Annotated in this window: 16 protein-coding genes and 3 tRNA genes; 5 read left to right on the plus strand and 14 right to left on the minus strand. The window is 69.4% G+C overall.

Going from position 1 to position 22,363, the window contains the following annotated elements; genetic code table 11:
- Positions 1-138: 138 nt before the first annotated feature.
- The 7 genes from QWY84_RS00005 to QWY84_RS00035 all read right to left on the minus strand — a co-directional run bounded on the left by QWY84_RS00005 (position 139) and on the right by QWY84_RS00035 (position 7,385).
- A tRNA-Thr gene (locus QWY84_RS00005) sits at positions 139-213 on the minus strand.
- A 38-nt stretch (positions 214-251) separates the two neighbouring features.
- A tRNA-Gly gene (locus QWY84_RS00010) sits at positions 252-325 on the minus strand.
- Between the two features lie 452 nt (positions 326-777).
- A tRNA-Tyr gene (locus QWY84_RS00015) sits at positions 778-859 on the minus strand.
- 78 nt (positions 860-937) lie between these two features.
- On the minus strand, positions 938-2,377 hold the full coding sequence (locus QWY84_RS00020) for an efflux transporter outer membrane subunit (RefSeq protein WP_290200325.1): 1,440 nt from the start codon (positions 2,375-2,377) through the stop codon (positions 938-940).
- Complete coding sequence (locus tag QWY84_RS00025; RefSeq protein WP_290200326.1) at positions 2,370-5,498, minus strand: efflux RND transporter permease subunit; 3,129 nt, start codon at positions 5,496-5,498, stop codon at positions 2,370-2,372. Before QWY84_RS00025 ends, QWY84_RS00020 begins: the two co-directional genes overlap by 8 nt.
- Positions 5,498-6,679 (minus strand): efflux RND transporter periplasmic adaptor subunit, encoded by a 1,182-nt coding sequence (locus QWY84_RS00030; protein WP_290200327.1) that lies wholly within the window; start codon positions 6,677-6,679, stop codon positions 5,498-5,500. The genes QWY84_RS00025 and QWY84_RS00030 overlap by 1 nt, the downstream gene beginning before the upstream one ends.
- 85 nt (positions 6,680-6,764) lie before the next feature.
- Complete coding sequence (locus QWY84_RS00035) at positions 6,765-7,385, minus strand: TetR/AcrR family transcriptional regulator (protein WP_290200328.1); 621 nt, start codon at positions 7,383-7,385, stop codon at positions 6,765-6,767.
- A 72-nt stretch (positions 7,386-7,457) separates the two neighbouring features.
- Between QWY84_RS00035 and QWY84_RS00040 the strand changes: the two genes are divergently transcribed.
- The 4 genes from QWY84_RS00040 (at position 7,458) to QWY84_RS00055 (ending at position 11,513) form a co-directional block, all read left to right on the plus strand.
- Positions 7,458-8,339 carry a phospholipase A gene (locus QWY84_RS00040; RefSeq protein WP_290200329.1) on the plus strand — a complete coding sequence of 294 codons (882 nt, stop codon included), beginning with the start codon at positions 7,458-7,460 and terminating at the stop codon, positions 8,337-8,339.
- 110 nt (positions 8,340-8,449) lie between these two features.
- Complete coding sequence (locus tag QWY84_RS00045) at positions 8,450-9,166, plus strand: lysophospholipid acyltransferase family protein (protein ID WP_290200330.1); 717 nt, start codon at positions 8,450-8,452, stop codon at positions 9,164-9,166.
- An 83-nt stretch (positions 9,167-9,249) separates the two neighbouring features.
- Positions 9,250-10,233, plus strand: coding sequence for a UDP-glucose 4-epimerase GalE (gene galE, locus QWY84_RS00050; protein ID WP_290200331.1), 984 nt, complete (start codon positions 9,250-9,252; stop codon positions 10,231-10,233).
- Between the two features lie 14 nt (positions 10,234-10,247).
- Positions 10,248-11,513 carry a D-amino acid dehydrogenase gene (locus QWY84_RS00055; protein ID WP_290200332.1) on the plus strand — a complete coding sequence of 422 codons (1,266 nt, stop codon included), beginning with the start codon at positions 10,248-10,250 and terminating at the stop codon, positions 11,511-11,513.
- A gap of 175 nt (positions 11,514-11,688) precedes the next feature.
- Here the strand turns inward: QWY84_RS00055 and clpB are convergent, their stop codons facing one another.
- The 3 genes from clpB to rluD all read right to left on the minus strand — a co-directional run bounded on the left by clpB (position 11,689) and on the right by rluD (position 16,555).
- A complete protein-coding gene (gene clpB, locus QWY84_RS00060) occupies positions 11,689-14,283 on the minus strand; it encodes an ATP-dependent chaperone ClpB (RefSeq protein ID WP_290200333.1) in 2,595 nt (864 codons plus the stop codon).
- 560 nt (positions 14,284-14,843) lie between these two features.
- Positions 14,844-15,593 (minus strand): peptidoglycan editing factor PgeF, encoded by a 750-nt coding sequence (gene pgeF, locus QWY84_RS00065; RefSeq protein ID WP_290200334.1) that lies wholly within the window; start codon positions 15,591-15,593, stop codon positions 14,844-14,846.
- Positions 15,590-16,555 (minus strand): 23S rRNA pseudouridine(1911/1915/1917) synthase RluD, encoded by a 966-nt coding sequence (gene rluD / locus QWY84_RS00070; protein WP_290200335.1) that lies wholly within the window; start codon positions 16,553-16,555, stop codon positions 15,590-15,592. The genes pgeF and rluD overlap by 4 nt, the downstream gene beginning before the upstream one ends.
- A gap of 192 nt (positions 16,556-16,747) precedes the next feature.
- Here rluD and QWY84_RS00075 point away from each other — a divergent pair, with 192 nt between their 5' ends.
- Complete coding sequence (locus QWY84_RS00075; RefSeq protein ID WP_290200336.1) at positions 16,748-17,617, plus strand: outer membrane protein assembly factor BamD; 870 nt, start codon at positions 16,748-16,750, stop codon at positions 17,615-17,617.
- A 439-nt stretch (positions 17,618-18,056) separates the two neighbouring features.
- Here the strand turns inward: QWY84_RS00075 and QWY84_RS00080 are convergent, their stop codons facing one another.
- The 4 genes from QWY84_RS00080 to sucC form a co-directional block, all read right to left on the minus strand.
- A complete protein-coding gene (locus QWY84_RS00080) occupies positions 18,057-18,395 on the minus strand; it encodes a P-II family nitrogen regulator (RefSeq protein WP_290200337.1) in 339 nt (112 codons plus the stop codon).
- A 43-nt stretch (positions 18,396-18,438) separates the two neighbouring features.
- On the minus strand, positions 18,439-20,070 hold the full coding sequence (locus QWY84_RS00085) for an NAD+ synthase (protein ID WP_290200338.1): 1,632 nt from the start codon (positions 20,068-20,070) through the stop codon (positions 18,439-18,441).
- 81 nt (positions 20,071-20,151) lie between these two features.
- Entirely contained in the window at positions 20,152-21,024 is an 873-nt protein-coding gene (gene sucD / locus QWY84_RS00090) for a succinate--CoA ligase subunit alpha (RefSeq protein WP_290200339.1), read from the minus strand.
- A gap of 34 nt (positions 21,025-21,058) precedes the next feature.
- On the minus strand, positions 21,059-22,234 hold the full coding sequence (sucC, locus tag QWY84_RS00095; RefSeq protein ID WP_290200340.1) for an ADP-forming succinate--CoA ligase subunit beta: 1,176 nt from the start codon (positions 22,232-22,234) through the stop codon (positions 21,059-21,061).
- Positions 22,235-22,363: the final 129 nt, after the last annotated feature.

A 22,363-nucleotide genomic window follows, 5' to 3' on the forward strand; every position in this document is an offset into this window, starting at 1 on the left:
CCACATGACCAATCGTACCGACATTGCAGTGCGGCTTCTTACGCTCAAACTTGCTCTTGGACATGGAGTTCTCCCGGCCTTTCCTTTTTCACGCTCGGAACCGCAGCCACGGTTCATCGTACGGACACGCAACAGAAATGGAGCCCATAGGCGGATTTGAACCGCCGACCTCTCCCTTACCAAGGGAGTGCTCTACCTCTGAGCTATATGGGCGCTGCCAACCTCTTTCGGGCCACCTCCGGCCTTCGGTCTGGAGCGGGTGATGGGAATCGAACCCACATCATCAGCTTGGAAGGCTGAGGTTCTACCGTTGAACTACACCCGCGGGAATCGGACCCGGGGCGCGCATCGCTGCCTCCGGCCAACCCGTTCAGACGAGCAATAGGCGCCGACCGAAGGCAGGCGCCCCGTTTGCCGCCCGAGGGCGACAACACTGCTCCTAAAATCGCGTGCCGGCGCTCCGGCGCCTCGCACTTTCAGCGGCCGGCCACTTCGCGAGCCGCTCGAACCTCTGTTCGGTTCGAATCCTCCCCCTGGGAGGCTTCGTTCCGCTCCGTGCCGACGTCCCGGCGCCGTGCACTGTCAGTGTTCGGTGGAGGGGGGGAGGATTACTCCGCGCCTGCGGCGCTCCGCCCTCCGGGCCGTTGCCGCTGCGCGGCAACGCTGTGGCTCGCTACGCGAGCCGCTCGAACCTCTGTTCGGTTCGAATCCTCCCCCCTGGGAGGCTTCGTTCCGTTCCGTGCCGACGTCCCGGCGCCGTGCACTGTCAGTGTTCGGTGGAGGGGGGAGGATTCGAACCTCCGAAGGCTGTGCCAGCAGATTTACAGTCTGCCCCCTTTGGCCGCTCGGGAACCCCTCCGTTTTAGAGCGCGATACTCTGCGCCAGATGGCGTGTCGCTGTCAACTGTCCCGTTCACGCGCCCATCGCCGCCCTGCGTCACCGTTGCCCTTCGGCCGCGGACTGCCGCTCGGCCTCGCTCCAGCCGCCTCCCATGGCCTTGAACAGGGTGGCCGTCGCGCTCAGGCGGTCCCGCTTCGCTTCGGCCAGGGCCAGCTCCGCGTCCAGCAGCGCGCGCTGGGCATCCAGCAGCTCGATAAAGCTTGTCAGCCCCTCGTCGTAGCGAACCTGGGCGATGCGCCGCGTCTCCTCGATGGCTGCCACCTGGCGTTCCACGGCCTCGACCCGCTCCTGGGTGGTCTCGTAGAGAACGAGCGCGTCCCGCACCTCCCGGAAGGCGTTGGTGACGGTCATCCGGTACTGGGTCTCGGCCTGTGCCCGGCGCGCCTGCGCCGTATCCACGCGCGCAGCGTTGCGGCCGAAGTCGAGGATGGGCCCGAGCAGGGACGCCCCGACCCCCCAGGTCTCCGCGGGGGCGGTGAACAGATCGTCCGTCGCCGTGGCCGTGGAGCCGAGAAACGCCGTGAGATTCAGGCTCGGGAGCCGGCTCGCCTCGGCTACGCCGATCTCGGCATTGGCCGCGATCAGCGCTGCTTCGGCGGCCCGGATATCGGGGCGGCGCTGCAGGAGCTCCGAGGGCAGCACCGACGGCACGTCCTCCGGCAGCCGCACGTCCACCAGGGAGCCCTCGGCGAAGTCGAGCTGCTCGAGAAGCTCGGCCGGCGACATGCCCACCAGCACCGCCAGGGCACTCTCCAGGGTCCGCACCCGCTCGCGCAGGGGCGGGATCCGGGCCCGTGTCGTCTCCAGCTCCGACTCCGCCTGGCGCAGCGCCAGGGCGTCCGTCTCGCCGGCCTCGTAGCGCGCCTTCTCGAGATCGTAGGTCCGCTCGCGCGACTCCAGGGTGCGCTCGGTGATGGTCAGCTGCCGCTGTGCCGCACGCAGGTCGAAGTAGGTGGCCACCACGTCGGCGACCACGTTGAGGCGCACGGCGTCGCGGCTGAACACCGACTCCCGCAGCCGGGCGCCGGCCGCCTCCTCCTGGCGCGCCAGACGCCCCCAGAGATCCACCTCGTAGGCCAGCGTGCCGGTCACCGAGAAGAGGTTCCCCGGACCCGCCGCGCCGGGCACAGCAGCCGTGGTGCGCGGCTGGTTCTCCCGTGCGGCTTGCGCCTGGCCCTCGACCGTCGGGTACTGGTTGGCATCCGCCAGCCCGAGCTGCGCCCGGGCCTCGAGAATCCGCTGGGCCTCCAGCCGGATGTCCAGGTTGTCATCCAGCGCCCGGGCGACCAGGCGGTCCAGAACCGGGTCGTCGAAGCGGGTCCACCATTGCTGCCAGGCCGCGCGGTCCTCGTCCGAGAGCAGCACGTGCTCGGGCCACTCCGCGGGAAGGTCCAGCGCCGGCTGCTCGTAGTCGGGACCGACGGCACACCCGGCCAGGAGCAGGGCGCCGGCAACGGCGGCCAACAGTTTACGCATCGCTACGTCCCCCCTTGCGGCGCTGCTCGCGGCGCGCCGCCATGTCTTCCAGCAGGCGATAGAACAGCGGCACGAAGACCAGCGCCAGGGAGCTGGCGGCGATCATGCCGCCGACCACCACGGTGCCGATCTCCTGCCGGCTGGCCGCGCCGGCGCCCGAGGCGAACACCAGCGGCAGGGAGCCGATGATGAACGTCAGCGCCGTCATCATGATGGCGCGGAAGCGCTGCCGCGCCGCCGCGCTGGCGGCGTCCGTGGGGCTCATGCCGGCGTCCCGGTTCTGCGCCGCGAACTCGACGATGAGAATGGCGTTCTTCGCCGCCAGGCCGATGAGCACCAGCAGCCCGACCTGGAAATAGATATCGTTGGGGAAGCCGCGCAGCCACGACGCCACCGCCGCACCCAGCAGCGCGAAGGGCACCGCCGTCGCCACGGCCAGGGGCAGCGTCAGCCGCTCGTACTGTGCCGCCAGGATCAGGAACACCATGATCATGCCGAGGCCGAACGCCAGCCCGCCCGTGGCACCGGCATCCACCAGCTGGTAGGCCTCGCCGATCCAGCCCAGCTGCGCGTCGCGATCGAGGACCCGGTCGCCGAGCTCCTGCATCACCCCCAGGACATCACCCGTGGTGTACCCGGGCGCGGGATCGGCCATGATCTTCGCGGCCGGGTAGACATTGAAGCGGTTGAAGACGTCCGCCCCCTGGGTGCGCTCCAGGGTCACCAGCGAGCTCACGGGGATCATGTCGCCGGAGTCGGAACGCACGAACACCCGCCGGAGATCGTTGGGATGGCTGCGGAACGCGCCTTCCGACTGCAGATTGACCTGCCAGTTGCGCCCGGCCATGGTGAAGTCGTTGACGTACAGGGAGCCGAAGGTGCTCTGCATGGCCGCGAAGACTTCGTCCACGCGCACGCCCTGGGCCTTGGCCTTCTCCCGGTCGATCTCCGCATCGTAGCGCGGGATACCGGTATCCAGCGTCACGTTCACGCGCGCGAGCTCGGGACGCTCCGACGCCGCCGCCTGCAGCTCGCCGGCGATCTCGCGCACCTCCTCGGCATCGGCACCGCCGCGCACCTGGACATAGCCGGTCACTCCGCCCGTCAGCGACAGGCCCTGGATGGGCGGCGGCACGAACGCCATGACGCTGGCCTCCTCCATCTCCGCGCCGATTCCCATGATGCGACCGGCCATGCTCTGGGCATCCTGGCCGGGAGCCGTGCGCTCGTCCCAGTCCTCCAGGCTCACGAAGGCGGTGGCCGCATTGGTCCGCAGGGCGCCGGCAATGATGTCGTAGCCGGCGAAGCTCACCACGTCCTCCACCGCATCCATGGACGTCAGCCGCCCGACCAGGGCGTCGCGCGCGTCCTCCGTGCGCCCCAGGGAAGCGGCCGGCGGCAGGCTGGGCGAGACCAGGACGAAGCCCTGGTCTTCCTGGGGCACCAGGCCGGACGCCATGCGGTCCAGCAGAAAGAGCGAGCCGCCGATGACCACGGCGAACAGCACGACGCCGAGAACCGCGTGGCGCAGGATGAAGTTGACCATGGCGACGAAGCCGTTGGTCACCGCGTCGAAGCCGCGGTTGAACCAGCGCAGGGGCGCCGGCGTCGTCGTCGGCGTGCGGTCCAGCAGCAGGGCGCACATGGCCGGCGTCAGCGTCAGCGCCACCACCCCGGAGATCACCACGGACACCGCGATGGTAATGGCGAACTGCCGGTAGAGCTCCCCGGTCAGGCCGCCCAGGAAGGCCACCGGCGCGAACACGGCCACGAGAACGAGAGTCGACGCCACCACGGCCCCGGACACCTGCTTGACGGTCTCCACCGAGGCGTCGTAGGCGGACATGCCGTGCTCGTGCATGAGCCGCTCGACGTTCTCCATGACGATGATGGCGTTGTCCACCACCACGCCGATGGCCAGGATCAGCCCGAACAGCGTCAGCAGGTTCACCGAAAAGCCGAACAGCTGCATCCCGGCGAAGGTGCCGATGAGCGACACCGGGATCGCCACTACCGGGATGAGCGTACTGCGCAGGTGCTGGAGAAACACGAACGTGACCAGCACCACCAGGACCAGGGCGATGGCCAGGGTGATCAGCACCTCCTGGATGGAGGCGTCGATGAACTCGGTGGTGTCGTAGGGGATCCGGTATTCCAGATCCGCCGGAAACCGCTGCTCGATCTCCGCCAGGGTCTCGCGCACCGTGGCCGCCGTCTCCACGGCGTTGGCACCGGGCTGGAGGTAGATGCCGATGGGCACCGCCGGCTGGCCGTTGTGCACGGCGGAGAAGTCATAGCGCTGGGCGCCGAGCTCGACGCGGGCGACATCACCCAGCCGCAGGCTGCTGCCCTCGCTGCTGCTGCGCAGGATGATCTCCTCGAACTCCTGCGGCGAATCCAGCCGCCCCGGCGCGGACACGGTGTAGGTGAACGCCTGGTCCTCGGGCGACGGCTCCCCGCCGATGCGGCCGGCGGCGAACTGCGCGTTCTGCTCGCGCAACGCGGCCGCCACATCGCTGGGCGTCAGCCCGAACTCCGCCATCTTGTCCGGCCGCAGCCACACGCGCATGGAGTAGTCCTGCGCCCCGAACAGCGAGGCATCGCCGACGCCCGGGAGACGTACCAGCTCGTCGAGAACGTTGAGCAGCGCGTAGTTGCTGATCTCCACCGGGGTCATGGCACCGTCGGCGGAGCGCATGGTCACGACCTGCAGGATGGAGGTGGAGCGCGCCTCCACCTGCACGCCCTGGTCGCGCACCTGCTGCGGCAGGCGCGAGAGCGCGCGCTGGACCCGGTTGTTGACGTTGATGGTGGCCTGATCCGGATCGGTGCCGACGTCGAAGGATACGGTGATGCTTACCGAGCCGGCGTCGGTGCTGCTCGACTCCATGTAGATCATGTCGTCGACGCCGTTGATCTCCTGCTCCAGGGGCGCGGCCACCGTCTCCGAGATCACCTCGGCGCTGGCGCCCGGGTAGGCGGCCTCCACGACCACCTGCGGCGGCACCACGTCCGGGTACTGCTCGACGGGAAGGGTATAGAGCGCTGAACCGCCGGCAATGACGATGATGATCGACATCACCGAGGCGAAGATCGGCCGGTCGATGAAGAAGCGCAGCATTACTCGCCCCCTCCGTCGTCCGCCCGATCGGCGTCGACCTCGGCGCCGTCCCGGAGCCCGGCCAGGCCGTTGACCACGACCCGGTCACCGGGCTCCAGCCCGTCGAGAATCACCTGCCCCTCCGGCGTGACCGGGCCCAGCTCCACGGGCCGTGACCGCGCGGTACTGTCGTCGCCCACCAGGTATACCTGCGGCCCCTCGGGCCCCGAGCCGACGGCCTTCTCCGGCACGACGATGACGTCGTCCAGCGTTCGCAGAAGCACGCGCACCCGTACGAACTGGCCCGGGATGAGGACATCGTCCGGGTTGTCGAACACGGCCCGCGCCAGCACGGTGCCGGTGCTGCTGTCGATGGTGGAAGCAGTGAAGTCGATCACGCCGGTGCGCTCGTACTCGCTGCCGTCCGGCAGGATGACGCGCGCTTCCCGCTTGTGGTCGCCGTCACCGCCGTCGCGCATGGCCTCGCGGGCGGTCCGCTGGATGGCGGCATCGCTCTCGGGCAGGGCGAAGCGCACGTGTACCGGGTCCTGCTGGACGATGGTGGACAGCAGCGCTCCCTGCTCCAGCAGGCTGCCCTCCGGGCGCGCCTCGAGGCTGGTCACGCCGGACACGGGCGCCTTCACCTCGGTGTAGTCCAGGTCGAGCTGGGCCTGCTCCACCCGGGCCTCGGCCACCGCCACCTGCGCCCGGGCCAGCTCCAGCGCCGACCGGGCCTGGTCGCGCTCGCGCTCGCTGACGGCGTTGCGCTCGTACAGCCGCGAGGTTCGCTCCCACTCCCGCCGCGCCTGGGCGAGGTCGGCCTGGACCGTGGCGAGCTCGGCTTCGGCCGCCCGGACCGCCACCTCGAACGGCTCGGAATCGATGCGGAACATGGCCTCGCCCTGCTCAACGATCTGGCCCTCGCGGTAGAGGCGTTCCTCCAGGACCCCTTCCACGCGATTGCGGACCTCCACCTCGCGGGAGCCGCGCACGCGCCCGGCATACTGCTGCTCCACGTCCACGGAACCGGCCTCGGCGGTGATCACCGTCACCGGCGCAGGTCCGCCGCCGCCCGGGCCCGCCGGACCGCCCTGGCCGCCGCTGCCCTGCTCCGAGCCGCACGCGGCGAGCGCCGCGGCGACCACCACCAGCACGGCTCCGCGGGCCGCGCGTCGTCGGGCTCGTCCCTGGGATTCGAACATTCTCTCTTTGCTCCTGGCTTGGTTCACTCTCGGCGTGGTCGTTCAGGGGACTGCGGTATCGACTCGCAGCCGCGGGAATTGTTCATTAACGGGCCAGTACCCCGTACTCGAAGATGTCCAGGATCTCGCTCGCCCGCTCCCGGAGACCGCGCCGGTCCATGGACAGGCGGCTGCTCACCACCGTGCCGAACAGCAGATCCTCCAGCATCCGCAGGGCGGCATCGGCATTGCCGACCCGCAGCCGCCCCTGATCCGCCAGCTCCTGGACCAGGGCCAGCCAGCCGCCGCGCTCGTTGTCGGCATAGACGAAGTACAGGGGGCTGCCGCGCTCGCGGAACTCGGCCCGCTCCTGAATGACCAGCTCGACCACCTCCGGCTGGCTGTCGAAGAAAGCGAGGTACGCGCGGACACCGGCCCGGATCTTCTCCAGCGGGTCCCCGGATACCGTCACCGCGGCTTCGGCCTCGCTCTTGAGCTGCTCCATCACGTGCGTCAGGGTCGACAGGAACAGCACTTCCTTGGTCTCGAAGTAGCGGTAGACCGTCCCCTTGCCCACCTCGGCGCGATCGGCTATATCCTGGCAATCCGCCGCGCGATAGCCCTGATCCGCAAACACGGCAACGGCGGCGTCGAGGATTTCCTCGCGACGCTGCTCCGCCGGTTTGCGCACCCGCTTGCGCACCGGCCCGGTCGGTTCGTCAGTCATGATTTCGCTTTGTGGACGGACTAGTCAGTCGGTATGATGCCGTTGCGCCGCCCGTGATGCAAGGAAGATCTCATGCGCCCCGACAGACAACGCCCACGCACCGCAACCAGGTATCTCGCCCTGGCCGCCTTCTGGCTGGCATGCTCTGCCGCCGGCGTATCGCCTGCGACCGGGCAGGACGCCGACGGCGAACCCGGCCCGGGCGAGGACTCCGTACGCCAGGAAATGGCGAGCGACGACGCGCCGGCGCTTACCGTGCACGAGCCGCTGTACTTCGTGGTCGGGCGCGGCGCCGGCGAGGACACCAAGGCGCGTTTCCAGCTCAGCTTCAAGTACCGCATCCTGGACCGGAAGTCGTTACTGGCGCGTAACGCGCCCTGGCTGGCGGACATCCACTTCGGCTATACCCAGACCTCGCTGTGGAACTGGGACGAGGAGTCGGCCCCGTTCGAGGATTCCAGCTACAGGCCCAGCGTGTTCTGGCAGACCGGCAGGCTCCACGGTCCGAACAGCGGCAGCTTCCTGCGCATCGGCGTGGAACACGAATCCAACGGGCAGGCCGGCGACGAGTCCCGGAGCCTCAACACGGCCTTCGTCCAGCCGGGGCTGTCGCTGGACGTGCTCGACCGCGAGCTGCTCCTCGCACCGACGTTCCATGCCTACCTCGACAAGGGACGGTATAACACGGATATCGAGGACTATCGCGGCTACGGCGACCTGCTGCTGCGCTACGGCAACGACGACAGCTGGGTGGTCCAGACGCGATACCGGTACGGCCTGGGCGGCCACCACACCACCCAGGTGGACCTCTCCATCCCCCTGCGCGAGCGCATCTTCGCCCGCACCGGCGCCTACCTCTACATCCAGTACTTCAACGGCTACGGCGAGAGCCTGCTGGGCTACGACCAGCAGTCCGGCCCGACCCTGCGCGCCGGCATTGCCATCGTGCGCTGACGGCACCGTGCCGGGAGCCCCGCCCCCGGCAAACCGCTCGACGCCGCGGCAGGGGCTTCGGTAGGCTCCGGGTTCCGGCCCCGGGCCATATACGGACAGGACCGAACCCATTGCGCTGGCACAAGGACATCACCCGCGGCCCCAGGGCACGGGCCTGCATCGCCTGGCTCCTGGCGCAGTACATCCGCCTGGTGCGCGCGACCACGCGCTGGCAGGTCCGCGGCGGCGACGGCCCGCACGCGTACGTCCGCGCCGGGCGACCGGTGATCGTCGTCCTCTGGCACCAGCGCCTCATGATGCTGCCCTGGGCCTGGCAGGCCGTCGCCCGCGGGCACCCGTTCCACGTGCTCATCTCCACCCACCGCGACGGCGAGCTGCTGGCACGCGTGTTCTCGCACCTGGGCACGGACACCATCCGCGGCTCCTCCAGTCGCGGCGGGGCATCGGCCTTCCAGCAGATCCTCGCGTGCCTGGCGCGGGGCGAGGCGGTGGGCGTCACGCCGGACGGACCCCGCGGGCCGCGCATGCGGCTCGGCGGCGGCGTCGTCCACGCCGCGCGGCGCAGCGGCGCCGTCATCGTGCCGGTGACCTTCGCCACCTCCTCGCGGCTGGTATTGCGCAGCTGGGACCGCTTCGTGGTGGCGCACCCGTTTAGCCGCGGGATCGTCGCCTGGGGCGAGCCGATGGAAGTCGCCGCGGATACCGACGATCAGGGCCTGGAGGTGAAGCGCCGGGAGCTGGAGACCGCGCTCACGGAGCTCACCCACGGCTGCGACCGGGAGGTCGGCGCCACGCCCATCGAGCCCGCGCCGCGCACCGACTCCTGAGCGCCGCGACGGCGGGGCGCGTTGCCGTGCACAGCGGGCGCACCCCATAATGGCGTTCCCAGGCAATCAGGGAAGGACGACACGTGGCCCAATCCGCAATCCTCGTTACCGGCGGCGCCGGCTACATCGGCAGCCATGCCGCCCGCCAGCTCATCGCCCGCGGCGAACGCGTCGTCATCCTGGACAATCTGTCCACGGGCTTCCGGGAAGCGACCGAGGGCGCCGACCTCATCGAGGGCGACACCGGCGACCAGGCGCTCGTGCGCCGGATCCTGCGGGACTACGCCGTGGATACGGTCATGCACTTCGCCGCCCATACGGTGGTGCCCGAGTCCGTGGCCGATCCGCTCAAGTACTACCGCAACAACACCAACAACAGCCGCCTGCTCCTCGAAGCCTGCCTGGCGGAGGGCGTCCGGCGCGTGGTGTTCTCGTCCACCGCCGCGGTCTACGGCGAGGTGGACGGGGACGCGGCCGGCGAGGACAGCCCGCTGGACCCGATCAACCCGTACGGACGGTCCAAGCTGGCCACGGAGTGGATGCTCCAGGACCTGGCCACCGCCGGAGAGCTCAGCCACGTCAGCCTGCGCTATTTCAACGTCGCCGGCTCATCCCTGGACGGGCGCATCGGCCAGTCCACGCCCCGGGCGACGCTGCTGATCAAGGTTGCGGCAGAGGCCGCCGCCGGCAGGCGCGAGGGCATGCAGGTCTTCGGCACCGACTACCCCACCCCGGACGGGACCTGCATCCGCGACTACATCCACGTGGAGGACCTGGCCCACGCCCACGTGCTGGCGCTGGACCACCTGCGCGGCGGCGGCGAGTCGCTGACGCTCAACTGCGGCTACGGCCACGGCTACAGCGTGCTGGAAGTCCTCGACACGGTGGAGCGCCTCCACGGGGCCCCGCTCAACGTCACCCACGGCGACCGGCGACCGGGCGACCCGGCGCGGCTCGTCGCCAACGCCGACCGCATCCGCCGGCGCCTGGGCTGGGAGCCCGCCTACGATGATCTCGACGTCATCGTGCGCACGGCGCTGCACTGGGAGAACAACCGGCGGTACTAGGGATCGGGGGATCTATGCGCATCATCGTGATCGGCGCCGGGGTGCTCGGGGTAACGTCCGCCTGGTATCTCGCCCGCGACGGCCATGACGTCACCGTCGTGGAGCGCGCCTCCCGGCCCGGGGAAGAGACCAGCTTCGCCAACGGCGGCATGCTCCATGCCAGCCACGCGGAGCCGTGGAACGCGCCCGGGGTGGTCTGGCAGCTGCTGCGGTGGCTCGGGCGCGAGGACTCGCCGCTGCTGCTGCGTCCCGGCCAGATCCCGCGCCTGGCCGGCTGGGGCCTCGGTTTCCTGCGCAACAGCACGCGCAAGCGCTTCGAGCAGCACACCGCCGTCAACGCCTCGCTGGCCGTCTACAGCCTGGGCCTGCTGCGGGATCTGCGCCGGGAGACCGGCATCCGCTACGACGAGGCCGGCAACGGCATTCTCAAGGTCTTCCATGAGCACGAGGCCATGGACAAGGCCCTGCACGCCTCCCACCTCATGGCGCCGCTGGGCGTGCGCCACTCGGTGCTCGATCCGCGCCAGACCGTCGCCCTGGAGCCGGCGCTGGAGGAGGCCCGCCACCAGCTGGTCGGCGGCATCTACTACCCCGACGACGAGAGCGGCGACGCCCGGCTGTTCACCGAGCGCCTGGCCGCGCTGGCCGCGGATCGGGGCGTGGACTTCCGCTACGCCACCGCGGTGGAGCAGCTGCGCCTTGACGGCGGACGCTTCCAGGCCGTGGAGACCTCCAGCGGGCCGCTGCCGGCGGACGCCTGCGTGCTCGCCGCCGGCAACGACGCCCGCCGGCTGGCCGGCCGCGCGGGCGTGCGCCTGCCCATCTACCCGGTCAAGGGCTATTCCGTGACCCTGCCCCTGCAGGGCTGGAGCAACCCGCCGGCGATCCCGGTCATCGACGACGCCCGCAAGGTCGTGCTCACCGTCCTCGGCGACCGCGTGCGCCTGGCCGGCACGGCGGAGTTCGCGGGCTATGACAGCAGCCTGCAGACCCGGCGCGCCGCCACGGTGCTGCGCCAGGCGGCCGGGCTGTTCCCCAGCCTGGGCGAGCACGCGGACGGCTGCGAGCCCGCCTACTGGGCCGGCCTGCGTCCCATGACCGTGGACGGCCCGCCCATTCTCGGCGCCTCGCCGGTACCCGGCCTGTACCTGAATGCGGGACCGGGGCACCTGGGCTGGACCTTCGCCTGCGGCTGCTCGCACGTGGTGGCCGACGTCATCGCCGGGCGTGACCCCGCCATCGCCATGGACGGGCTGGAGCAGCGCCGCTTCCAGCGCTAGTGTCCTGTAACCCAAATGCCACGAAAAGCGGCCGGATTGCGTCGGGGCCCGCAATCCGGCCGCTGGATTTCAGGGGGAGTCTCACAGGCAGCGGCGGAAAGAACCGATGGGCCGTTCCTCCCGCCGCTGCTGCAGAAATGGCGGCGACATGCCGCCATTTCAACCGACTCCCGGCTTACGCGGCCTCGTTGGCCCGCCGGTCGAAGGTGAACGTGCCGTCCTTGTAATCCACCTCCACGAGATCCCCGGGGAGGAACTTGCCCTCCAGGATCTGGTGGGCCAGGGCGTTCTCCACCCGGGACTGGATCACCCGCTTCAGCGGCCGGGCACCGTAGACCGGGTCGAAGCCGGCCTCGGAGAGCTTGGCCAGGGCCGCGTCCGTGAAACGGATCGCCATGTCGCGCTCGGCCAGCCGCTCGGACAGGTACTGGGTCTGGATGGCGGCGATGGCCTTGAGCTGCTCCTGCTCCAGCGGGTGGAACACCACCACGTCGTCGACCCGGTTGATGAACTCCGGTCGGAAGTGGGTGCCGACGATATCCATCACCTGGTGACGCATCTGCGTGTAGTTCTCCTCGCCGGCCATGGCCTGGATCACCTCGGAGCCCAGGTTGGAGGTCATGACGATGACGGTGTTCTTGAAGTCCACCGTGCGCCCGTGACCATCCGTGAGCCGGCCGTCATCCAGCACCTGCAGGAGGATATTGAACACGTCCGCGTGCGCCTTCTCCACCTCGTCCAGGAGGATGACGGAGTAGGGCTTGCGGCGCACGGCCTCGGTCAGATAGCCGCCTTCCTCGTAGCCGACGTATCCCGGCGGCGCACCCACGAGCCGGGCCACGGAATGCTTCTCCATGAACTCCGACATGTCGATGCGCACCATGGCGTCCTCGGTATCGAAGAGGAACCAGGCCAGCGCCTTGCACAGCTCGGTCTTGCCGACACCCGTGGGACCCAGGAACAGGAACGAGCCGTTGGGCCGGTTGGGATCCGACAGCCCGGCGCGGGAGCGGCGAATGGCGTCGGACACCACCTTGACGGCTTCCTGCTGCCCGACCACGCGCTCGCTCAGGGCCTCCTCCATGCGCAGGAGCCGCTCCTTCTCGCTCTCGAGCATCTTGGCCACGGGAATGCCCGTCCACTTGGAGACCACCTCGGCGATCTCCTCCTCGCCCACGTCGCTGCGCAGCAGGCGCTTCTCCCCGGTCATGTCGGCCTGGGAGGCCATGTCCAGCTTGCGCTCCAGCTCCGGGATGGTGCCGTACTGGAGCTCGGACATGCGCGTGAGGTCGCCGGCGCGCCGGGCCGTCTCCATCTCCTGCCGGGCCCGCTCCAGCTGCTCCTTGATGGTGGTGGTGCCTTCCACTGAGGCCTTCTCCGAGCTCCAGATCTCCTCGAGCTCGGCGTATTCGCTCTCCAGGCGCTCGACCTCTTCCTCCAGGGTCTGCAGCCGCTTGCGGGAGGCCTCGTCCGATTCCTTCTTCAGCGCCTCGCGCTCGATCTTGAGCTGGATCAGGCGCCGTTCCAGACGGTCCATCTCCTCGGGCTTGGAGTCGATCTCCATGCGGATGCGCGAGGCCGCCTCGTCCACCAGGTCGATGGCCTTGTCCGGCAGCTGCCGGTCGGTGATGTAGCGGTGCGACAGGGTCGCCGCCGCGACGATGGCCGGGTCGGTGATCTGCACCTTGTGGTGGACCTCGTAGCGCTCCTTGAGCCCGCGCAGGATGGCGATGGTGTCCTCCACCGACGGCTCGTCCACCAGCACCTTCTGGAAGCGCCGCTCCAGGGCGGCGTCCTTCTCGATGTTCTTGCGGTACTCGTCCAGCGTGGTGGCGCCGATGCAGTGGAGCTCGCCGCGGGCCAGGGCCGGCTTGAGCATGTTGCCGGCGTCCATGGAGCCCTCAGCCTTGCCGGCACCGACGATGGTGTGGATCTCGTCGATGAACAGGATGATCTGGCCTTCCTGCTTGGCCAGGTCATTGAGCACCCCCTTGAGGCGCTCCTCGAACTCGCCGCGGTACTTCGCGCCGGCCACCAGCGCACCCATGTCCAGGGACAGCACCCGCTTGTTGGTGAGCCCCTCGGGCACCTCGCCGTTGACGATACGGCTGGCCAGCCCCTCGACGATGGCCGTCTTGCCGACGCCGGGCTCGCCGATGAGCACCGGGTTGTTCTTGGTGCGCCGCTGCAGCACCTGCACGGTGCGGCGGATCTCGTCGTCACGGCCGATGACCGGATCGAGCTTGCCCTGCTCGGCCCGCTCGGTGAGATCGATGGTGTACTTCTCCAGGGCCTGGCGCTGGTCCTCGGCGTTGGGGTCGTTCACCGACTCGCCGCCGCGCACCGCCTCGATGGCCTGCTCGACGGCATCCTTCGTGGCCCCGGCCTTGCGCAGCAGCTCGCCCAGGTTGCCCTTGTCCTCCACCCCGGCGAGCACGAACAGCTCGCTGGAGATGTACTGGTCGCTGCGCTTCTGCGCCAGCTTGTCGGTCTGGTTGAGCAGCCGCGCCAGGTCGTTGGACAGCTGCACCTGGCCGTCGCCGCCCTGCACCGACGGCAGCCGCTCCATGGCGTTGCCGAGCTGGGAACGCAGGTAGTTGACGTTGACGCCCGCCTGGTTCAGCAGGTGGCGCACGGTGCCGCCTTCCTGGTCCAGGAGCGCGACCATCAGGTGCACCGGCTCGATGAACTGATTGTCCCGCCCCACGGCCAGGGACTGCGCGTCCTGCAGCGCCGTCTGGAACTTGGTCGTCAGTTTGTCCATTCGCATGAAATCTGTCCCTCAAAAGCCTGTGGATATCTCTGACCCACTACATGGGGACAACATGCGGCAAATGGAAGACCGACCCTTTGATGCAGGTCAACGGATACGACGCGTGCGGCAGGGAAGGCGCTTCCCCCGGGAGCTGCTGCAGGAGGGGCTTCAGCCCCGATCACCCGGCGGATGAGGCTCTGGAAGGTCGCGGCTGAAGCCGCTCCTACGGCGGGCGATGGCCGGGATCTTCCGATGCCCGCCGTCATGGCTTCGGGTGGCATTGTGGGAGGGGGCTCAGCCCCGACGGGCCGATGGGCCCGGGCGGGGTGATGCTCTGGAAGGTCGCGGCTGAAGCCGCTCCTACGGTGGGTGATGGCCGGGATCTTCCGATGCCCGCCGTCATGGCTTCGGGTGGCATTGTGGGAGGGGCTTTAGCCCCGACGGGCCGATGGGCCCGGGCGGGGTGATGCTCTGGGAGGTCGCGACTGACGTCGCTCCTACGGCGGGCTACGGGAAAGACTTTCCAGAAACCCGCCGTAGGAGCGACGTCAGTCGCGACCTCCCAGAGCCTGACACTACCGGCTCCCCTCCTCCGCCAGCCAGATCACCGTCCCCATGCGCCCGGTCTCGCCGTCGCGGCGATAGGAGAAGAACCGGTCGGCCTCGGCATGGGTGCAGAATCCGCCGCCGGAGACATCCGCCACCCCCAGGCGCCCCAGGCGGCGGCGGCCCAGCTGGTAGAGGTCGGCATACCAGTGGCCGGGCCGGCTCGCCCGGAACGCCGTCTCGGCGCCGTCATCGGCATCGAGGAAGGCGCTGCGGACCTCGTCGCCCACCTCGAAATGACCGGGGCCGATGGCCGGCCCCATCCAGGCAACAAGCTCGGCCGGCGCGACATCCAGCGCGGCCACCGTGGCCTCCAGGACACCGCCGGCGAGACCCCGCCAGCCGGCGTGGGCCACCGCCACGCGGGTACCCGCGCGATCGCACAAGAGCACGGGCAGGCAGTCCGCCGTGAGCACCCCGCAGGGGAGCCCTGGGCGGTCCGTCCAGACGGCGTCGGCCTCGGGCTCGGGGTCGCTGTCGTGGGCGGCGACCACCCGGGTGCCGTGCACCTGCCGCAGCCAGAACACGCGGCCGGGCAACCCGGCCGCCCGGCGCAGGCACTGCTGGTTGCGGGCGACGGCCAGCGGGTTGTCACGGGTATGCCGGCCCAGGTTCAGGCTCGCGTACGGCGGGGCGCTGACCCCGCACCGGCGCGTGGTGGACACGCTCTGCACACGGGCGGGCGCCGGCCAGTCGGGTTCGATCCAGGGATGCGTCATGACGCCATGCGCCGGTCGTGATCACGCAGTGCCTGCAGCACCGCCTCCATGTCCGCGGGCCGCGGCACCTCCCAGGCCAGCTCGTCGCCGCTGTCCGGGTGCCGGAGCGCCAGGCGCGCGGCATGCAAGGCCTGCCGCCCGAGACCGCCGAGGGCGGAGCGCACGGCGTCGTCGGCCCCCTTGGGCAGGCGCGGGCGCAGGCCGTACACCGGATCGCCCACCAGCGGGTGCTGCCGGTAGGCCATGTGCACGCGGATCTGGTGCGTGCGGCCCGTCTCCAGGAACACCCGCAGCAGCGTGTGGGCGCTGAAGCGCTCGCCGATGCGGTAGTGCGTCACGGCCGGGCGGCCCGTGGCCACCACGGCCATGCGCTTGCGGTCCTTCGGATGCCGGGCGATGGGCGCGTCCACGGTGCCGCCGGCGGTGAACGTGCCCGCTACCAGAGCGTCGTACTCTCGCCCCACCGTCTTGTCCTGCAGCTGCCGGGTCAGCTCCGTATGGGCGCGATCCGACAGCGCCACCACGAGAAGCCCGGAGGTATCCTTGTCGATGCGGTGAATGATCCCGCAACGGGGAATGCGCTCGAGGTGAGGATGGCGGTGCAGAAGCGCATTCTGCAGCGTCCCGGCGGCGTTGCCGGCACCGGGGTGCACCACCAGCCCCGCGGGCTTGTTGACCACCAGCAGGTGCTCGTCCTCGTGCACCACATCCAGGGCCATGGGCTCGGCGACCACGGAGGGCGTGTCACTCTCCACGGACGCGCACACGCGCACGTGCTCGCCCCCGGCCACCTTGTCGCGGCCGCGCCGGTGGGCCCCGTCGACGGTCACGGCACCGTCCTTGAGCCATTGCTGCAGGCGGCTGCGGGAGTGATCGGGGAAGACGTCCGCCAGGGCGCGATCCAGGCGCGTACCCGCGGCCTCGGCGGGGATGGTGGCTTCCAGCTCCAGGGGATGGCTCATGGGAACTCTGCGACTCGAATCGACACTAAGCGGATGTGTACATGGACGCCGCCCTGCGGCGTAACGGAGCCATGATAGCAGTTCCGGCGCCCGGCGGCTGCCGTACGCATTGCCCTGGGCGCCCCTGAATACAGGACACCGGGGGCGCTGGCACGCTAGAATAGCGCCTCATTTTTCATGACGGATGGTTTCATGTCTCGCCTTTTCCCCGCACTGCTGCTCGTGCTGGCGATCGTGCTGGCGATCGTGCTGACCGCGTGCAGCACGCGCGACACCACGGAGGTCACCGGCTCGAGAATGCCCGACGCCCGCCAGCAGGAGGAGGAGCGGGAGGCCTCGGCGGACGAGCTCTACCAGCGGGCGCGCGAGGCCATGGAACGCGGCAACTACCAGACGGCCGCGGAGCGCCTGGAGGATCTCCAGACGCGCTATCCGTTCGGCCGCTACTCGCGCCAGGCGCAGCTGGACCTCATCTACGCCTACTTCGAGGCCGGGGAGATGGGCTCGGCCATCAGCGCCGCGGACCGGTTCATCCGCCTCCATCCGCGCGACGAGAACGTGGCCTACGCCCGCTACATGCGCGGCCGTGCCAACCTCGACCGGGGCAACGACTTTCTCACGCGCACCTTCGACATCGATCGCCGGACGCGGGATCCCAACGCCATCCGCGAGGCCTACGCGGATTTCCAGCAGGTAGTGCAGCGATTTCCCGACAGCGAGTACGCCGCCGACGCCGAGGATCGCATGATCCGCCTGCGCCAGCACCTCGCCTTCTACGAGATGTATGTCGCGGACTACTACATGCGTCGCGGTGCCTACGTCGCCGCCGCCAACCGGGCCCAGAACGTCATCGAGAACTTCCAGGGCACGCCGTCGGTGCGCCATGCCCTGCGCGTGCTCGCGGAAGCCTACGGCCACCTGGAGCTGGACAAGCTGCGCGAGGACGTGGTGCGCGTGCTGGAGATGAACTACGCGGACGACCCGGCCCTGCAGGATCCGCTGTTCTCGCCGGGCCTCGGCGAGGGCGAGGCGACGGCCGATACGCAGGAAAGCGGCTCGTAGACGGCGCGCCGCGGGAGTTCCGCCATACCGGTCATAGGACGGCCGTAGGAGCGACGTCAGTCGCGACGTTGCAGACAATCCCGCCACGGGCTCGTCGGGGCTGAAGCCCCTCCCTCAGCATCCTGCACCAGGCGCCGCCGAAGCTGTGTAGGAGCGGCTTCAGCCGCGACCTTGCAGAGTGGTCGGATTCCCTGGAAGGTCGCGACTGACGTCGCTCCTACCAGGATAATGCCCGCCGTGGGAGCGGCTTCAGCCGCGACTGGTTCCAGAGCCTGTGCGAATCGCGGCTGAAGCCGCTCCCACAACAGTAGTGGCAGGCGTAGGAGCGACGTGAGTCGCGACGTTCCAGGGAACCTGACGCTCTGCAACGGTCGCGACTCACGTCGCTCCTACGGCCGCTCCTGACAGCATCTCTCAAGTGCGACGACGCTGCCCCCGGTCAGATCGCCTCCTCGTCCTCCTCCCCGGTGCGGATGCGCAGGACGCGGTCCACCGGGGTGACGAAGATCTTGCCGTCGCCGATCTTGCCGGTCTTGGCGGCGCCGGTAATGGCTTCCACGCAGCGGTCCACCTGGTCGTCCCCGACCACCAGCTCCACGCGCATCTTCGGCAGGAAGTCGACCACGTACTCGGCGCCGCGATAGAGCTCGGTGTGGCCCTTCTGGCGGCCGAAGCCCTTCACCTCGGTGACCGTCATACCGGTAATGCCGATTTCCGAGAGCGCCTCGCGCACGTCGTCGAGCTTGAACGGCTTGATTACGGCTTCGATCTTCTTCATGGCAACCTCGCGTCGTGTTGCTGGTGTTCGCGCTGCGCCCGGCTCACAGCCAGGGGCGATAGCCCGACGTGATGGGGTAGCGCCGCTCGCGCCCGAAGGCCTTGCGGGTCACCTTGACCCCGGGGGCCGCCTGGCGCCGCTTGTATTCGTTCCGGTGCAGGAGCGCCACAGCCTGCCGCACCGCGCCGGCATCGTAGCCGTCGCGGATCAGCGTGTTCACCGAGACGTCCTCGTCCACGTACCGGTGCAGGATGGCATCCAGCACCGGGTACGGCGGCAGCGAGTCCTCGTCCTTCTGGTCCTCCCGCAGCTCCGCCGTGGGCGCCTTGTCGATGACCCGCTGCGGCACGACGCGGCCGCGGGCGTTGCGCCGCTCCGCAAGCCGGTAGACCAGGGTCTTGTAGACGTCCTTCAGCGGCGCGAAGCCGCCGCACATGTCCCCGTACAGGGTGGCATAGCCGACGGCGTACTCGCTCTTGTTGCCGGTGGCCAGCACCATGGGGCCGAACTTGTTGGACCAGGCCATGAGCATCAGCCCCCGCGCCCGGGACTGCATGTTCTCCTCGGTGGTATCCATGGGCCGGTCGCCGAACGCCGGCGCCAGCTCGTCCAGGCACGCCTGGTAGGCCCCGTCGACGCTCAGCCGGTCATAGCCGATGCCCAGCAGCCGCGCGCACTCGGCGGCATCGTCCAGGCTCTGCTGGGACGTGTGGCGGGACGTGAGCATGAGCGCATGCACGCGCTCGGCGCCCAGGGCATCCACCGCCACCACGGCGCTGAACGCCGAGTCGATGCCGCCGGACAGCCCCAGCACCACGCCGGGGAAGCCGTTCTTGTTGACGTAGTCGGCAAGGCCGCGCACCAGGGCCCGGTAGATCAGGTCCTCCTCCTCCGGAAGCTCGGCGATCTCGCCGGCCTCCGGAACCAGGCCATCGGCCCCGCGGGCGAGCGTGACCGGCCACAGGCCCTCGGTAAACGCCGGCGCCCGGGCGGCCAGCGTGCCGTCCCCGCCGTAGGCCACGGACACCCCGTCGTAGACCACCTCATCCTGGCCGCCCACCAGGTTGACGTAGATCACGGGCAGCCCGGCCTCCTGCTGGCGCGCGTGGATGACGGCCTGGCGGTCCTCGAACTTGCCCTGGTGGTAGGGCGAGGCGTTGAGGTTGAACAGCACCTCGGCGCCCTCGTCCGCCGCCCAGCGCGCCGGCCCGGGGTGCCAGAGGTCCTCGCAGATGGTGATGCCGCAGGCGTGGCCGTGGATATCCACCACCAGCGGCGTACTGCCGGGCTGGAAGTAGCGCTTGTCGTCGAACACGCCGCCGTTGGGCAGGTGGTGCTTGTGGTAGACGCCCAGCACCATGCCGTCCTGCAGCACCGCCGCGGAGTTGCACAGCCGCTGCTTCTCGTAGTGCGGGAAGCCCACCACCACCGCGACACCGGAGACCTCGTCGCGGATCCGCGCCAGGGCCTCGCCGATGCTGTGAATGAAATCCGGGCGGAAGAGGAGATCCTCCGGCGGATAGCCGGTCAGGGTCAGCTCCGGGAAGACCACCACGTGCGCGCCGTGGTGATCCCGGGCCCGGAGCGCGGTGGCAATCACCTGCTCGGTGTTGCCGGCCACGTCCCCCACCCGGGTGTCCAGCTGGGCCATTGCGACGCACAGTCGCTCGGACATGCCGGTGCGCTCCATGCCAGGTTCAACAGGGCCGCCGCCGCGGGCCGGCGGCGGCGCGGCCGGAACGGCGGGCTCGGGGCGTCAGCCCAGCAGCGCCTTCATGCGCTCGCCGATCTCGGCGGGTGAGCGCACCGTGGCGACGCCGGCCTTTTCCAGGGCGCCGAACTTGTCGTCCGCGGTCCCCTTGCCGCCGCTGATGATGGCACCCGCGTGCCCCATGCGCTTGCCGGGAGGCGCCGTGACACCGGCGATGTACGCCACCACGGGCTTGTTGACGTGGGCCCGGATGTACTCGGCGGCCTCCTCCTCGGCGGTGCCGCCGATCTCGCCCACCATGACCACGCCCTCGGTCTGCGGGTCGTCCTTGAACAGCTCAAGGACGTCCACGAAGGACATGCCCTGGATGGGGTCGCCGCCGATGCCCACGCAGGTGCTCTGCCCCAGGCCGGCGTCGGTGGTCTGCTTGACCGCCTCGTAGGTCAGGGTGCCGGACCGCGAGACGATGCCGATGCGGCCCTTCTGATGGATGTGCCCCGGCATGATGCCGATCTTGCAGTCGTCCGGCGTGATGATGCCCGGGCAGTTGGGGCCGATCAGGCGCACGTCGTCGTAGTACGCCAGGGCCGCCTTGACCTTGAGCATGTCCAGCACCGGGATGCCCTCGGTGATGCAGGCGATGACCTTGATGCCGCCCTCGGCGGCTTCCAGGATCGCGTCGGCGGCGAAGCCACCGGGCACGTAGATCATGGAGGCCTGGGCGCCGGTCTCGCGCACGGCGTCCTTCACCGTGTTGAAGATCGGCAGGTCCAGGTGGGTCTCGCCACCGCGGCCGGGCGTCACGCCGCCGACGATGCGGGTGCCGTACTCCAGGGCCTGGGTCGCGTGGAACGTGCCCTGCTTGCCGGTGAAGCCCTGGACGATGACCTTGGTGTCCTTGTCGACGAGAATACTCATTACAACAACCTCGCAGTGATTCGGTGGCGTGGACTCAGGCGGCCTTGCCGACGGCGGCGACCATCTTCTGCGCCGCATCGGAGAGATCGTCGGCAGCAATGAGATCCAGGCCGCTGTCCCGCAGCATGGCCTTGCCCTGCTCCACGTTCGTGCCTTCCAGGCGCACCACCACGGGGACGTTCACGCCCACTTCCTTCACCGCGGCGATGATGCCCTCGGCGATCATGTCGCAGCGGACGATGCCGCCGAAGATGTTCACCAGCACGCCTTCCACGGAATCGCTGGAGAGGATCAGCTTGAACGCCGCGGTCACGCGCTCGGTGTTCGTGCCGCCGCCGACGTCCAGGAAGTTGGCCGGCTCGCCGCCGTGGACCTTGACCACGTCCATGGTGGCCATGGCCAGGCCGGCACCGTTGACCATGCAGCCGATGTTGCCGTCCAGGGTGATGTAGTTGAGGTTGTGCTCGGCCGCCTCGACCTCGGTGGGGTCTTCCTGGGAGGGGTCGTACATGGCCTCGATGGCCTTCTGGCGGCCCACCTCGATGGCGTTGTCGTCGACGTTGACCTTGGCGTCCAGCGCGAGCAGCTCACCCTCTCCGGTGACGATCAGCGGGTTGATCTCGATGAGGCTGAGGTCGCGCGCCATGAACAGCCGGTAGAGGCCGTCCATTACCTTCGCGAGCTGCTTCACCTGGTTGCCGTCCAGCCCCAGGGCAAAGCCCACCTGGCGGCACTGGAACGCCTGCAGCCCGGCCACCGGGTTCACCGCCACGGTGACGATCTTCTCCGGCTCGGTCGCGGCGACTTCCTCGATGTCCATGCCGCCGGCGGCGGAGGCCATGAACACCACGCGCTTGGAGCTGCGGTCCACCAGGGCACCCAGGTACAGCTCGGACTGGATGTCCAGCCCCTGCTCCACCATGACGCTGTTCACCGGCATGCCCTTGTCGTCGGTCTGGTGGGTGACCAGGCGCGTACCGAGAATGGACTGCGTGTACTCGCGGACCTCGTCCCTGCTCTTGCAGACCTTGACGCCGCCCGCCTTGCCGCGGCCGCCGGCATGGACCTGGGCCTTCACCACCCAGACGCTGCCGCCGAGCTTGTCGGCAACGGCCACGGCCTCGTCCGCCGAGGCGGCGACATCGCCCTTGGGGATGGGGATGCTGTATTCGGAGAACAGTTCCTTGGACTGGTACTCGTGAAGATTCATGGTAACGCCCGACCTCCCGAGAAAATGGAACCGCAATTCTCCACCAAAGGCGGCCGCAAATCAAAGCGCACCGCCGGTGCGGAACCACGTCACACCGCCGTGTTTGCTCAACGACTATAATGCCGCGGC

Origin of the sequence: Aquisalimonas lutea, assembly GCF_030409225.1 — a bacterium.
In the GTDB taxonomy this organism is placed as follows: Bacteria; Pseudomonadota; Gammaproteobacteria; order Nitrococcales; family Aquisalimonadaceae; genus Aquisalimonas; species Aquisalimonas lutea.